At 54.1% G+C, this 14256-nt stretch carries 15 protein-coding genes; 14 read left to right on the top strand and 1 reads right to left on the bottom strand.

The window, feature by feature from the left end; genetic code table 11:
* Positions 1–17 precede the first annotated feature (17 nt).
* From ACRQ84_RS01470 to ACRQ84_RS01435, 8 genes are all read left to right on the top strand, one after another.
* The gene (locus ACRQ84_RS01470) at positions 18–1091 is read left to right on the top strand and encodes a PhoH family protein (RefSeq protein ID WP_483816996.1); all 1074 of its coding nucleotides are present in this window, start codon (positions 18–20) and stop codon (positions 1089–1091) included.
* On the top strand, positions 1088–1561 hold the full coding sequence (gene ybeY / locus ACRQ84_RS01465; protein WP_064740557.1) for an rRNA maturation RNase YbeY: 474 nt from the start codon (positions 1088–1090) through the stop codon (positions 1559–1561). The genes ACRQ84_RS01470 and ybeY overlap by 4 nt, the downstream gene beginning before the upstream one ends.
* Before the next feature lie 82 nt (positions 1562–1643).
* Positions 1644–2525 (top strand): CNNM family magnesium/cobalt transport protein CorC, encoded by an 882-nt coding sequence (corC, locus tag ACRQ84_RS01460; protein WP_064740556.1) that lies wholly within the window; start codon positions 1644–1646, stop codon positions 2523–2525.
* 4 nt (positions 2526–2529) lie between these two features.
* Complete coding sequence (gene lnt / locus ACRQ84_RS01455; RefSeq protein WP_483816995.1) at positions 2530–4056, top strand: apolipoprotein N-acyltransferase; 1527 nt, start codon at positions 2530–2532, stop codon at positions 4054–4056.
* Positions 4057–4493: 437 nt separating this feature from the next.
* Complete coding sequence (locus ACRQ84_RS01450) at positions 4494–5387, top strand: glutamate/aspartate ABC transporter substrate-binding protein (RefSeq protein WP_064740554.1); 894 nt, start codon at positions 4494–4496, stop codon at positions 5385–5387.
* Between the two features lie 161 nt (positions 5388–5548).
* Entirely contained in the window at positions 5549–6289 is a 741-nt protein-coding gene (locus tag ACRQ84_RS01445; RefSeq protein WP_064740553.1) for an amino acid ABC transporter permease, read from the top strand.
* The gene (gltK, locus tag ACRQ84_RS01440; protein WP_483816994.1) at positions 6289–6966 is read left to right on the top strand and encodes a glutamate/aspartate ABC transporter permease GltK; all 678 of its coding nucleotides are present in this window, start codon (positions 6289–6291) and stop codon (positions 6964–6966) included. Before ACRQ84_RS01445 ends, gltK begins: the two co-directional genes overlap by 1 nt.
* Entirely contained in the window at positions 6967–7692 is a 726-nt protein-coding gene (locus ACRQ84_RS01435; protein ID WP_061717389.1) for an amino acid ABC transporter ATP-binding protein, read from the top strand.
* Between the two features lie 83 nt (positions 7693–7775).
* On the opposite strand, the gene ACRQ84_RS01430 is transcribed toward ACRQ84_RS01435, so the two are convergent.
* Entirely contained in the window at positions 7776–8258 is a 483-nt protein-coding gene (locus tag ACRQ84_RS01430; RefSeq protein ID WP_007890691.1) for a zinc ribbon-containing protein, read from the bottom strand.
* A 222-nt stretch (positions 8259–8480) separates the two neighbouring features.
* On the opposite strand from ACRQ84_RS01430, the gene leuS reads away from it, so the two are divergent.
* From leuS to rlmH, 6 genes are all read left to right on the top strand, one after another.
* Positions 8481–11063, top strand: coding sequence for a leucine--tRNA ligase (leuS, locus tag ACRQ84_RS01425; RefSeq protein ID WP_483816993.1), 2583 nt, complete (start codon positions 8481–8483; stop codon positions 11061–11063).
* 14 nt (positions 11064–11077) lie between these two features.
* Complete coding sequence (gene lptE / locus ACRQ84_RS01420; protein WP_064740551.1) at positions 11078–11677, top strand: LPS assembly lipoprotein LptE; 600 nt, start codon at positions 11078–11080, stop codon at positions 11675–11677.
* Positions 11674–12705 (top strand): DNA polymerase III subunit delta, encoded by a 1032-nt coding sequence (gene holA, locus ACRQ84_RS01415; RefSeq protein WP_483816992.1) that lies wholly within the window; start codon positions 11674–11676, stop codon positions 12703–12705. The genes lptE and holA overlap by 4 nt, the downstream gene beginning before the upstream one ends.
* On the top strand, positions 12698–13342 hold the full coding sequence (gene nadD / locus ACRQ84_RS01410) for a nicotinate-nucleotide adenylyltransferase (RefSeq protein ID WP_483816991.1): 645 nt from the start codon (positions 12698–12700) through the stop codon (positions 13340–13342). The genes holA and nadD overlap by 8 nt, the downstream gene beginning before the upstream one ends.
* A 91-nt stretch (positions 13343–13433) precedes the next feature.
* Positions 13434–13751, top strand: coding sequence for a ribosome silencing factor (rsfS, locus tag ACRQ84_RS01405; protein ID WP_064740548.1), 318 nt, complete (start codon positions 13434–13436; stop codon positions 13749–13751).
* A 3-nt stretch (positions 13752–13754) separates the two neighbouring features.
* Entirely contained in the window at positions 13755–14225 is a 471-nt protein-coding gene (gene rlmH / locus ACRQ84_RS01400; protein WP_008103678.1) for a 23S rRNA (pseudouridine(1915)-N(3))-methyltransferase RlmH, read from the top strand.
* Positions 14226–14256 lie beyond the last annotated feature (31 nt).

The following is a 14256-nucleotide window of genomic DNA, read 5'->3' as shown; positions in this document are numbered from 1 at the left end:
TGACCTTAAGGATTCATTTGAATATCGAAACGCGTGAAATCGCCCTTGAACCGGCAGATAACCAACAACTGATGAGCTTGTGCGGTCCGATGGATGACAATGTGAAACAGTTGGAGCGCCGTTTGGGCATTGAAATCAAACGCCGCGATAACCAATTCACCCTGACTGGGCGCGCGCTGTGCGTAGACGCTGCCGTCAATATCCTACGCACGCTGTACGTTGATACCGCCCCCATGCGTGGTCAGATTAAAGATATCGAACCGGACCAGATCCACCTGGCGATCAAAGAGAGCCGCGTGCTGGAACAGAGCGCGGAGAGCGTGCCGGAATTCGGTAAAGCGGTGAACATCAAGACCAAGCGCGGCGTGATCAAACCGCGTACGCCTAATCAGGCGCAATACATCGCCAATATCTTCGCCCACGACATCACCTTTGGTATCGGCCCTGCCGGTACCGGTAAAACCTATCTGGCAGTGGCGGCCGCGGTTGATGCGCTGGAGCGTCAGGAGATTCGTCGTATCCTGCTGACACGTCCTGCGGTTGAAGCCGGTGAAAAACTCGGCTTCCTGCCCGGCGATCTCAGCCAGAAAGTCGATCCGTATCTGCGCCCACTGTACGACGCGCTGTTCGAAATGCTCGGTTTTGAGCGTGTAGAGAAGCTGATTGAGCGTAACGTGATAGAAGTGGCTCCGCTGGCCTACATGCGCGGACGTACGCTGAACGATGCTTTCGTGATCCTGGATGAGAGCCAGAACACCACCATCGAACAGATGAAGATGTTCCTGACGCGTATCGGCTTCAATTCGAAAGCGGTCATTACCGGTGATGTGACGCAGATTGACTTGCCGCGCAGCACCAAATCCGGCCTGCGCCACGCCATTGAAGTGCTGGCAGAAGTCGATGAAATTAGCTTTAACTTTTTCCACAGCGAAGACGTAGTACGTCATCCGGTTGTCGCACGCATCGTGAATGCCTATGAGGCCTGGGAGACCGCCGACCAGAAACGCCGCGATCAACAGGCAGAAGAGCGCAAACGCGAAGCTATCGCGGCTCAGCTTGCCAGCCAAACCAGTACGCAGGAGCGTTCATGAGCGCGGTGATTCTTGATCTACAGCTGGCCTGCGCCGATGAAAACCATCTGCCCGCGGAACATGAGTTTCAACGCTGGCTTGAAGCAGCAGTCACGCCATTTCAACCAGAAAGCGAAGTGACGATCCGCCTGGTGGATGAAGCGGAGAGTAATGAGCTTAATCTGACTTATCGCGGTAAAGATAAGCCGACTAACGTGCTGTCATTCCCGTTTGAAGCACCGCCGGGAATTGAACTGCCGTTGCTTGGCGATCTGATTATTTGCCGTCAGGTTGTCGAGCAAGAGGCTGCTGAACAAGGCAAAACTGTCGAAGCCCACTGGGCGCATATGGTGGTGCACGGAACGCTGCATCTGCTGGGTTACGACCATATCGAAGATGAAGAAGCCGAAGAGATGGAGGCGCTGGAGACCGAGATAATGCTTGCTCTTGGTTATCCTGATCCGTACATTTCGGAGAAAGAAGACGCCTGAGCCGCTGGTTCAGGTTATTGCGCTGCTGGCGTGGATGCCGGCAGCCCCAATCCCTCATTAGAGAGAACTAAATAAAAACGCCATGAGCGACGACCATTCTCAAAACAGCGACGCACCCAGTAGTAAAAAGGGATTTTTCTCCCTGTTAATCAACCAACTGTTTCACGGTGAACCAAAAAACCGTGATGAACTGCTGGGGTTAATCCGCGATTCTGAGCAGAAAGAGCTGATCGACCAGGATACCCGCGACATGCTCGAAGGGGTGCTGGATATTGCCGACCAGCGCGTGCGCGACATTATGATCCCACGCTCGCAAATGATCACCCTGAAACGCAACCAAACTCTGGAAGAGTGCCTTGCGGTGATTATTGAATCTGCGCATTCACGCTTCCCGGTGATCAGCGAAGACAAAGACCATGTTGAAGGTATTTTGATGGCCAAGGACCTGCTGCCGTTTATGACCAGCGCGTCTGAGCCGTTTAGCATGGAAAAAGTACTGCGTACCGCCGTGGTGGTGCCTGAAAGCAAGCGCGTAGACCGTATGCTGAAGGAGTTCCGCTCGCAGCGTTATCACATGGCGATTGTCATTGATGAATTTGGCGGCGTCTCCGGACTGGTGACCATTGAAGATATCCTTGAGCTGATTGTCGGCGAAATTGAAGATGAGTATGACGATGAAGAAGATCGTGATATCCGCCAGCTCAATCGTTACACCTATACCATGCGCGCCCTGACGCAAATTGAAGATTTCAATGAGGTCTTTGGCACCGATTTCAGTGATGATGAAGTCGATACCATTGGCGGATTGGTCATGCAGGGCTTCGGCCACCTTCCCGCTCGCGGCGAAAGTATTGTCATTGATGGCTATCAATTCAAAGTCGCCATGGCTGACAGCCGCCGTATCATCCAGGTGCATGTAAAAATTCCGGAAGACTCACCACAACCGCAACTGGAAGACGAATAACTTTATGGCTTTAGCCTCTCTTTACTCGCAGCAGCGGGTTCGCCTGCTGCTGGCGTTAATTTCGGGTGCCGTTGGCACCCTTTCCTTTTCCCCCTACGATTTCTGGCCCGCGGCGTTAGTTTCGCTGTTTGGTCTGCAACTGTTGCTGCTGGAACGCCGTCCTGCCCAGGCAGCAGCCATCGGCTTCGTCTGGGGCTTTGGCCTATTTGGTAGCGGCATTAACTGGGTTTACGTCAGCATCGCCACCTTTGGCGGTATGCCCGGCCCGGTTAATATCTTCCTGGTGATTCTGCTGGCGGCTTATCTGTCACTCTATCCGCTGCTGTTCGCCAGCCTGCTTAACCGCTTCTGGCCACGCGCTTCGCTGTGGCGTTTAGCGCTGGCGGCACCTGCCTTGTGGCAAATAAGCGAATTCCTGCGCGGTTGGGTTCTGACCGGATTTCCGTGGCTGCAGTTTGGCTACAGCCAGATTGACGGTCCGCTAAAAGGTTTAGCGCCGTTAGCCGGTGTGGAAACCATCACCTTCCTGCTGATGGTGATCGCCGGATTGCTGGCGCATGCGTTGCATCATCGTAGCGTGAAAAGTTTAATCGCCGCCGCGTTACTGCTATTGCTGCCGTGGCCGCTGCGCATGTTGCAGTGGTATCAGCCGCTGCCGCAACGCAGCGTCGATATTGCGATGGTGCAAGGCAACATCCCACAGTCGATGAAGTGGGATCCGCAGCAGTTGCTGAACACGCTGCGCGTTTACACCTCTTACAGCCAGCCTTATATCGGCAAGGCACCGATTATTATCTGGCCCGAATCGGCCATTACCGATTTAGAGAGTAACCAGCAGCCGTTCCTGCGAGCGCTGGATGCTGAACTGCGCGCGCGCGGCAGTTCACTGATTACCGGTATCGTGGATTCTCGCGTGGAAGGTGATAATCGCTATCACGACTACAACTCCGTGATTGTGCTGGGCGGCGAACAGCCTTACAGCTATCAAAGCCAGAACCGCTATCAGAAAAATCATCTGGTGCCATTTGGTGAATTTGTACCGCTGGAAGAGCTGCTGCGTCCGCTGGCGCCGTTCTTTGATTTGCCGATGTCCTCCTTCAGCCGTGGCGCCTATATACAGCCGCAGCTGAAAGTGTCGGGATATAACCTGACCAGCGCTATCTGCTATGAGATCGTGCTGGGTGAACAAGTACGCGCCAACTTCAGGCCCGATACCAACTTCCTGCTGACCGTCTCCAACGATGCCTGGTTCGGTCACTCTATTGGGCCATGGCAGCATTTCCAGATGGCACGCATGCGCGCGCTGGAGCTGGGACGTCCGTTGCTGCGCTCCACCAATAACGGTGTTACCGCGGTAGTGAATGCCAACGGCGAGGTGGAGAAAGCGTTGCCACAGTTCACCCGTGATGTGCTGGAAGCCAAAGTGACGCCGACTCAAGGTGAAACACCGTACGCCAAAGCGGGCATCTGGCCGGTTTGGCTTCTGACACTGATGGGCATTGTTGTGGCCATTCTGCGTCGCCGCCACTGATTCAGGATGCAACTCTGACAGGCGAAGTGCACACTTCGCCTTTTTAATGCGCTGTTTTCTCCCCCTTCTACTCTGCGTTCCCCGATTCTCTGCTGGCTTTTTACACTTATTCATCGTGCTGGCACGATCATTGCTATTTATTTCAGTGATTTTCGTAAACATCGGCTTTTGTCAGCGTAATGCAACCTTTACGCACTAATTTAAGGCAATGCTGCGCACTGCATTAGCGCATAGGTCGATTTTTGCCTTTTATTGGTGCGGAGCGGCTCGCAAAAAAGAAACTTTTTTGTTTCATTGCGTTAACAATTCGCTATGTTAATCACTATCCTGCGCGCAGTTGCGCTATGGGATAACTAAAAAAGCAGCACGAAATACACACAACATCACAATCTGCGCAGTTTATGTTCTGCGCGACATCCATACGAAGGAGTTGGAACATGCAGATACGCAAAGTGGCATTATCTCTTTTGCTGCTGGGAGCAGCAGCGGGAGCGGCCCAGGCGGAAGATTTCACCGGTACCCTGAAAAAAATCAATGATAGCGGCGTAATCGTCGTTGGGCATCGTGAATCATCAGTTCCCTTTTCTTACTATGACAACCAACAAAAAGTGGTTGGCTATTCACAGGATTATTCAAACGCCATCATTGCCGCCATTAAGGCCAAACTGAATAAGCCCGATTTGCAGATCAAAATGCTGCCAATCACCTCGCAGAACCGTATTCCACTGTTGCAGAACGGGACGTACGATTTTGAGTGCGGTTCGACCACCAACAACCTGGAGCGTCAGAAACAAGCGGCATTCTCTGACACCGTGTTCATCATTGGTACGCGTCTGCTGGTGAAAAAAGGCGGTGACATCAAAGATTTCGCTGATCTCAAGGGTAAAACCGTTGTTGTCACTTCCGGGACCACCTCTGAAGTTCTGCTGCACAAGCTGAATGATGACAAGAAAATGGATATGCGCATCATCAGCGCAAAAGACCATGGCGATTCTTTCCGCACGCTGGAAACCGGTCGTGCTGTGGCCTTCATGATGGATGACGCGCTGCTGGCGGGTGAACGTGCGAAAGCCAAGAAACCTGACAACTGGGACATCGTGGGTACGCCACAATCGAAAGAAGCTTACGGCTGCATGTTGCGCAATCAGGATCCACAGTTCAAACAGTTGATGGATGAAACCATTGCCAAGGCGCAGACCTCTGGCGAAGCGTCAAAATGGTTTGAAACCTGGTTCAAACAACCGATTCCACCAAAGAATCTGAACCTGAACTTCGAACTCTCTAGTGATATGCAGGCCCTGTTCAAAGCACCGAACGATAAAGCACTCTGAATTAACAACGACAACAAGGGCAGTCCTGCTGCCCTCTCGATTGCTGAAAATGCGGTGCGGACAGACAGACTGTAACAGGCCGTTCCCCTGAAGCAGGACGTAAGACACCGCTCAACAATCTTATGGGTAGCCTCGCTACCCTTTTTTTACCGGAGCTCGTTATGGGTATCGATTGGAACTGGGGCATTTTTCTTGAACAGGCCCCGTTCGGCAATACGACTTACCTCGGCTGGCTGTGGTCCGGTTTTCAGGTCACCATTGCGGTGTCCTGCTGCGCCTGGATTATCGCCTTCCTGGTAGGTTCCTTCTTTGGCATTCTGCGTACCGTGCCCAACCGACTGCTGTCGACGATTGGCACCTGTTACGTGGAGCTGTTTCGTAACATCCCGCTGATTGTGCAGTTCTTCTTCTGGTATCTGGTAGCGCCTGAACTGGTCGGAGAAAACCTCGGCATGTGGTTTAAAGCGGAACTGGATCCCAACATCCAATTCTTCGTTTCATCAACGATTTGCCTTGGCTTGTTCACCGCAGCACGCGTGTGTGAGCAAGTGCGCGCGGCGATTCAGTCGCTGCCAAGCGGTCAAAAAAATGCCGGCTTAGCGATGGGCCTGACGCTGCCGCAAACGTATCGCTATGTGCTGCTGCCGAATGCCTATCGCGTGATTGTGCCGCCGATGACCTCGGAAATGCTTAACCTGGTGAAGAACTCGGCGATCGCCTCAACCATCGGCCTGGTGGATATGGCAGCGCAGGCCGGCAAGCTGCTGGATTACTCCGCGCACGCCTATGAATCCTTTACCGCCATCACTCTGGCGTACGTCGGCATTAACCTGGTGATCATGCTGATTATGAGTCTGGTAGAACGCAAAATTCGCCTGCCTGGCAATATGGGAGGCAAATAATGTACGAGTTTGACTGGAGTTCGATCGTTCCCAGCCTGCCTTACTTGTGGAATGGTTTGATCATTACCTTCAAGATCACCGCGATTGCCGTGGTGTTTGGCATTATCTGGGGCACGATTTTGGCGATGATGCGCTTGTCGCCAATTGCACCGGTGCGCTGGTTTGCCAAGCTGTACGTCAACCTGTTCCGCTCCGTACCGCTGGTGATGGTGCTGCTGTGGTTCTATTTGGTGGTGCCCGCATTCCTGCAACAGGTGCTGGGCTTATCGCCTAAATCGGATATCCGCCTGATTTCCGCCATGGTGGCATTTGCGCTATTTGAGGCTGCGTACTATTCGGAAATCATCCGTGCAGGTATTCAGAGCATCTCACGCGGGCAATCCAACGCCGCGCTGGCGCTCGGCATGACGCACTGGCAATCGATGAAACTGATCGTGCTGCCGCAGGCGTTCCGCGCCATGGTGCCGCTGCTGCTGACGCAGGGCATCGTGCTGTTCCAGGATACCTCGCTGGTGTATGTACTGAGCCTGGCCGATTTCTTCCGTACCGCTTCAACCATTGGTGAGCGCGACGGAACCCAGGTTGAAATGATTTTGTTTGCTGGTCTGGTCTACTTCGTGATCAGCCTGAGCGCTTCGCTGTTGGTTACCTATCTGAAAAGAAAGAGGACGGTTTAAATGATTAGCCTGAAAAATGTTTCAAAGTGGTATGGGCACTTTCAGGTGCTGACCGACTGCTCCACCGAAGTGAAAAAAGGTGAAGTAGTAGTGGTCTGCGGTCCGTCTGGCTCAGGTAAATCAACGCTGATTAAAACCGTGAACGGTCTGGAGCCGATTCAAAAGGGCAGCATTCAGGTGACCGGCACCGAAGTGAACAACAAAAAAACCAACCTCGCCCAACTGCGTAGCAAAGTAGGCATGGTGTTCCAGCACTTCGAGTTATTCCCGCATCTCAGCATCATCGAGAACCTGACGCTGGCGCAGGTCAAAGTACTGAAACGTGATAAAGCGGCCTCGCGTGAGAAAGCGCAGAGCCTGCTGAAACGCGTTGGGCTGACTGCGCACGCGGATAAATTCCCGGGTCAGCTTTCCGGTGGTCAGCAGCAGCGCGTGGCGATCGCGCGTGCGTTGTGCATGGATCCGGTTGCGATGCTGTTTGATGAGCCGACATCGGCGCTCGATCCTGAAATGATCAACGAAGTGTTGGACGTGATGGTGGAGCTGGCGAATGAAGGCATGACCATGATGGTGGTAACGCATGAAATGGGCTTTGCGCGCAAAGTCGCCAACCGCGTGATCTTTATGGATGAAGGGAAAATTATCGAAGACACCAATAAGGATGACTTCTTCAACAATCCGCAATCCGATCGTGCGAAAGACTTCCTGGCGAAAATTTTGCACTGATAAGCGCAATAAATTGCGCCGCTACGGCATATGCGCGTGTCCGTAGCGGCGCGATTCATCGCGCGGGTTGATTCATTCATCAATCAGGGTTCAAACGGCTGGCGCTGAAACTGATCGTGCCCACACTCCGGGCAACGCGTTAAGCTTTCCGGCGTATAAATTGCCCGCGTGAAACCGCACTTCTCACACACCAAATTGCCCAATCCCACCACTTCACCGCTCTGGTAAACGCCGTGATGGCGTAAATCCTGAAACACTTCGCGCCACTCCAACTGACTTTTATCAGTAATATCCGCCAGTTCCTTCCACAGGCTTTCGCGAATCACGCGTAAAAACACGGAATCGCCGACCACATCGGACGACTCCTGATAGCTCAGCGCAAATTCGTGCAAATCACGTCGCACGGCGCGCATCACCTCATTCACCTCGGCGGGCGAAAGCGTTTTTTTCGCCAGCAAACTTTGCCGGGCCTCGGCGACCAGCGCATCAACATCGCGCTCACCGTGATCCAATCGCTGGGATAATGCTTCAATCGTTGCACGGTATTCCTGCGCCACGTTATTCATTTTATTCTCCTTTCCGCTGCGGATACTGCTGTTAAGTTTAGCGGTTTTGTCACAATTGCATGGGCAGCCACCGCAGAAATCACAAAAGGGTGAAAGCGGTGGCGCATTCGGCAGAAATCCGGTCAGCGAGGGCGTGAAAAGTTGTTGAGGCGCAGCCTTATGGGTATGCTATGCGGATCTAAAAGTATGCTTAGCGATTTTCACAAAGGACCACAGGCAGCCATGCAAGAGCAATACCGCCCGGAAGAGATAGAATCCCGCGTCCAACAGCACTGGGACGAAAACGAAACCTTTAAAGTGACCGAGCAGGAAGGCAAAGAGAAATATTACTGCCTTTCGATGCTGCCCTATCCTTCTGGCCGCCTGCACATGGGTCACGTGCGTAACTACACCATCGGCGATGTGATTGCACGCTATCAGCGTATGCTTGGCAAAAACGTACTGCAGCCGATCGGCTGGGATGCGTTTGGTCTGCCAGCAGAAGGCGCAGCGGTGAAAAACAACACGGCACCTGCGCCGTGGACGTACGACAACATTGCCTACATGAAGAACCAGCTGAAATTGCTGGGCTTTGGCTACGACTGGAGCCGCGAACTGGCGACCTGCCAGCCAGAATACTATCGCTGGGAACAGTGGTTCTTTACCAAGCTGTATGAAAAAGACATGGTCTATAAAAAGACCTCTGCGGTGAACTGGTGCCCGAACGATCAGACCGTGCTGGCCAACGAACAGGTTATCGATGGCTGCTGCTGGCGCTGCGACACCAAAGTTGAGCGCAAAGAGATTCCACAGTGGTTTGTCAAAATCACCGCCTATGCGGAAGAGCTGCTCAACGATCTTGATAAGCTGGAAGATTGGCCTGAGCAGGTCAAAACCATGCAGCGCAACTGGATTGGCCGTTCTGAAGGCGTGGAAATCACTTTTGACGTGTCCAACAGCGCCGAAAAGCTGACCGTTTACACTACCCGTCCGGACACCTTTATGGGTGCGACCTATGTGGCGGTAGCCGCAGGTCATCCGCTGGCACAGCAAGCTGCTGCCACCAATCCCGCGCTGGCTGCGTTTATTGACGAATGTCGCACCACCAAAGTTGCCGAAGCTGACATGGCGACGATGGAGAAGAAAGGCGTGGCTACCGGCCTGTTCGCTATCCATCCGCTGACGGGTGAAGAGATTCCGGTGTGGGTGGCTAACTTCGTCCTGATGGAATACGGCACCGGCGCGGTGATGGCCGTTCCAGGCCACGATCAGCGTGACTGGGAGTTTGCCACCAAGTACAACCTGAACATCAAGCCAGTGATCCTGAATCTCGACGGTTCAGAACCGGATCTGAGTGCCGCTGCGATGACCGAAAAGGGCGCGCTGTTCAACTCGGGCGAATACAACGGTCTGGATCATCAAGCAGGCTTCAACGCCATCGCCGACGCGCTCGCTGCGAAAGGCGTGGGCGTGCGTAAAGTGAATTATCGTCTGCGCGATTGGGGCGTTTCCCGTCAGCGCTACTGGGGAGCACCGATCCCGATGGTAACGCTGGAAGATGGCACCGTAATGCCAACGCCAGAAGATCAATTGCCGGTGATCCTGCCAGAAGACGTGGTGATGGACGGTATCACCAGCCCAATTAAAGCCGATCCTGAGTGGGCCAAAACCACCGTTAACGGCCAGCCTGCGCTGCGTGAAACCGATACATTTGACACCTTTATGGAATCATCCTGGTATTACGCGCGTTACACCTGTGCGAATTACCACGAAGGTATGTTGGATCCGGCGGCAGCGAACTACTGGCTGCCAGTCGATCAGTATGTTGGCGGCATCGAACACGCCATCATGCACCTGATGTACTTCCGCTTCTATCACAAACTGCTGCGTGATGCCGGTCTGGTAAATTCAGATGAACCTGCCAAACGCCTGCTGTGTCAGGGTATGGTGCTGGCTGATGCGTTCTACTACCTTGGCGTGAACGGCGAGCGCAACTGGGTTTCTCCGGTTGACGTGACCGTTGAGCGCGATGAGAAAGGCCGCATTGTTAAAGCCACCGACACCGAAGGTCGTGAGGTGGTTTACGCTGGCATGAGCAAAATGTCGAAGTCGAAAAATAACGGCATCGATCCACAGCTGATGGTTGAGCGTTACGGCGCAGATACCGTGCGTTTGTTCATGATGTTTGCCTCTCCAGCAGAGATGACGCTGGAGTGGCAGGAATCTGGCGTTGAAGGTGCCAACCGCTTCCTGAAGCGCGTATGGAAACTGGCTTACGAACATATTGCGAAAGGCGCCACCGTGGAGCTGGACGTCAATAGCCTGAATGACGATCAGAAAGCGCTGCGTCGCGATCTGCACAAGACCATCGCCAAAGTGGCCGATGATGTTGGCCGTCGTCAGACATTCAACACCGCCATCGCCGCCATCATGGAACTGATGAACAAACTGATCCGTGCCCCGCAGGAGAGCGATCAAGATCGCGCGCTACTGCAGGAAGCGCTGGTCGCAGTGACGCGTCTACTCTATCCGTTCACCCCGCACGCCAGCTATGTGCTGTGGCAAGCGCTGGGCGGCGAAGGCAGCATTGACGAAGCCAGCTGGCCGGTAGCCGATGAAGCGGCCATGGTGGAAGATTCGCTGCTGGTCGTGGTGCAGGTGAATGGCAAAGTGCGCGGCAAGATTACCGTTGCGCCGGATGCGACACAGGAGCAGGTGCAGGCGCGTGCTGCGCAGGAGCATTTGGTGGCGAAATATCTGGATGGCGTCACCATTCGTAAAGTGATTTATGTCCCTGGCAAACTGCTTAACCTGGTCGTAGGTTAAGTTCAGGAGGAACTGTGCGACAACTGATTATCAGGCTGTTTGTCCTGCTTGCGGTAATGATTACCGCCGGCTGTGGTTTTCACCCGCGCGGCACCACATCGGTGCCGAGCGAAATGAAAACACTTATCGTCCAGAGCGGCGATCCTTATGGCCCGCTGTCGCGCGTAGTGCGCCAGCAGCTGCGCATCAACAATGTGAACGTCATTGAAGACAGCAAAGCGGCCAGCGCCAAATACCCAACGCTGCGCTTGGGTGCTGAAGCCCAGGGACGTGATACCGCTTCGGTGTTTATTAGCGGAACCACCGCAGAGTACTCGCTGGTGATGACGGTAACCGCACAGGTGCTGCTGCCGGGGAAAGGTATCTACCCGATCAGCACCACCGTGTATCGCTCCTTCTTCGACAACCCGAATGCCGCACTGGCAAAGGATGCCGAGCAGGATATGATCGTGCAAGAGATGCGTCAGCGCGCGGCTGAGCAGTTAGTCCGTAAACTGCTGACCGTGCACGCCGCGCAGGAAAGCAACAAAGATACCTTGCCGCAGCCTGAGACGATTGCACCGGGAGAGAACTCACCGGAAGTGTCTTCTTCGTCAGCCACCAGTCTGCAATGATCAGGATTTATCCTGAACAACTGAGCGCGCAGCTTCGAGAGGGGCTGCGCGCCTGTTATTTTCTCACCGGTAACGAACCTTTGCTGATTCAGGAAAGCGCGGATGCTATCCGTGCAACCGCCACAGCACAGGGATTTGAAGAGCATTTCAGCATCACCATCGATGCGCAAACGGATTGGGATGCGATTTTCGTCAGCTGCCAATCGCTCAGCCTGTTTACTCAACGCCAAACCCTGACGCTACAGCTCCCAGAAAGCGGCCCAAACGCCGCTATCGCCGAGCAGTTAGTAAAACTGGCTACGCTGTTGCACAGCGACATTCTGCTGGTGCTGCGCATGGCGAAACTGACCAAAGCGCAGGAGAACAGCGCCTGGTTTAAAGCATTGAGCGCGCAGGCGGTGCTGGTACCGTGTCAGACGCCCGAGCAGGCGCAACTGCCGCGCTGGGTGATCAGCCGCGCCAAAGCAATGAAGCTGAGTGTGGATGATGCGGCGATACAGCTGCTTTGCTACTGCTACGAAGGTAATCTGCTGGCACTGTCGCAGGCGCTGGAACGCTTATCGCTGTTGTGGCCAGATGGAAAATTGACGCTGCCGCGCGTCGAAGCCGCCGTCAATGATGCCGCGCACTTTACCCCGTTCCACTGGGTCGATGCGCTGCTGGCGGGAAAAAGTAAACGCGCCCTGCACATCCTGCATCAGCTGGAGAAAGAGGACAGCGAAGCGGTGATTCTGCTGCGCACGCTGCAACGCGATTTGCTCACGCTGCTGCATTTGCAACGTAATCAGGCGAAACAAGCGCTGCGCACGCTGATGGATCAACAACGTATCTGGCAAAATCGTCGTGCCCTGTTTACCGAAGCGCTGCAGCGCCTTGATGCACAGCGCTTACAGCGTGCGGTGCATTTGTTGGCAGAGCTGGAGCTCAGCATGAAGCAGGATTACGGACAAAATCTGTGGCCGCAGTTGGAAACGCTGTCGCTACTCCTGTGTCACCGCGATTTCCCACTGAGCTTTACCGATGTCTAAACTTTACGCCCTGTTTGGCGGCACCTTCGATCCGATTCACTACGGCCACTTGCGCCCGGTAGAAGCGCTGGCACAGCAGGTGGGTTTGAAAAAGGTCACGCTGCTGCCAAACAATGTGCCGCCGCACCGTCCGCAGCCGGAAGCGAGCGCGCAGCAGCGCGTTGAGATGCTGCGCTGTGCCATCGCCGATCGCCCGCTATTTGATATTGATACGCGCGAACTTGAGCGTGAAACGCCTTCCTGGACCGTCGCCACGCTGGAAGCGTTGCGTGTGGAACGGGGAGCAGAACAGCCCCTCGCGTTTATCATTGGTCAGGATTCTCTGCTAACGTTAGCCAAATGGCATCGCTGGCAGGATCTGCTGTCGCTATGCCATTTACTGGTATGTAAGCGTCCAGGTTATGCAACGCAGATGGAAACCCCAGAGATGCAGCAGTGGCTTGAGGCTCATCTTGCCGATCATGTCCAGCAGTTACATCACTCGCCTGCGGGATACATCTGGCTGGCGGATACGCCGCTACTCGACATCTCCGCCACGGAAATTCGTCAGCGTCGCCATAACGGCGCCTCTTGCGCGGACTTACTGCCTGAAACGGTTATCGGCTATATCGATAGCGTTGGCTTATATCGCAGCTAAAGGCAGCATGCTATACTGCGCCGCTTCATTTTCGGCTACCTTTCTCGAATCGCTAGCCCGTCCATAATCACCTGTTTTTAAGGGGAACCTTTTGCAAGGTAAAGCACTCCAAGAGTTCGTTGTTGATAAGATTGATGATCTCAAAGGCCAGGACATCATTGCGATTGATGTTCAGGGCAAATCCAGCATCACCGATTGCATGATTATTTGCACCGGCACGTCTACACGTCACGTCGCCTCTATCGCCGATCACGTGGTACAGGAATCGCGCGCTGCGGGCCTGAAGCCGCTGGGCGTTGACAGTAAAACGGCCTCCGATTGGGTGGTTGTTGACCTGGGTGACGTGATTGTGCACGTAATGGAAGCAGAGAGCCGCCAGCTGTACGAGCTGGAAAAACTCTGGAGTTAAACCGTGAAACTGCAGCTTGTAGCCGTCGGCACCAAAATGCCCGACTGGGTTCAGACCGGTTTCATGGAGTATCTGCGCCGCTTCCCGAAGGATATGCCTTTTGAACTGATCGAAGTGACTGCCGGTAAACGTGGCAAAAACGCCGACATCAAACGCATTCTGGAAAAAGAAGGTGAAGCGATGCTGGCCGCCGTGGGCAAAGGCAATCGCATCGTTACGCTGGATATTCCCGGACAGCCGTGGGAAACCCCACAGCTGGCGCAGCAACTTGAACGCTGGAAACTGGATGGCCGCGATGTCAGCCTGTTAATTGGTGGTCCGGAAGGACTGGCACCTGCGTGCAAAGCGGCTGCTGAACAAAGCTGGTCACTTTCAGCACTCACGTTGCCACATCCGCTGGTGCGAGTGCTGGTAGCGGAAAGTCTGTATCGTGCGTGGAGCATCACCACGAATCATCCTTATCATCGTGAATAAACGCCTGACAACCCCCAGACAATAGATGTAG

The sequence above is a fragment of the Pantoea sp. E2023-21 genome (assembly GCF_051302795.1).
Classification (GTDB): Bacteria; Pseudomonadota; Gammaproteobacteria; order Enterobacterales; family Enterobacteriaceae; genus Pantoea; species Pantoea ludwigii_A.
Note: the sequence above shows the minus strand (reverse complement) of the source record. Positions and strands in the feature narration are given on the sequence as shown.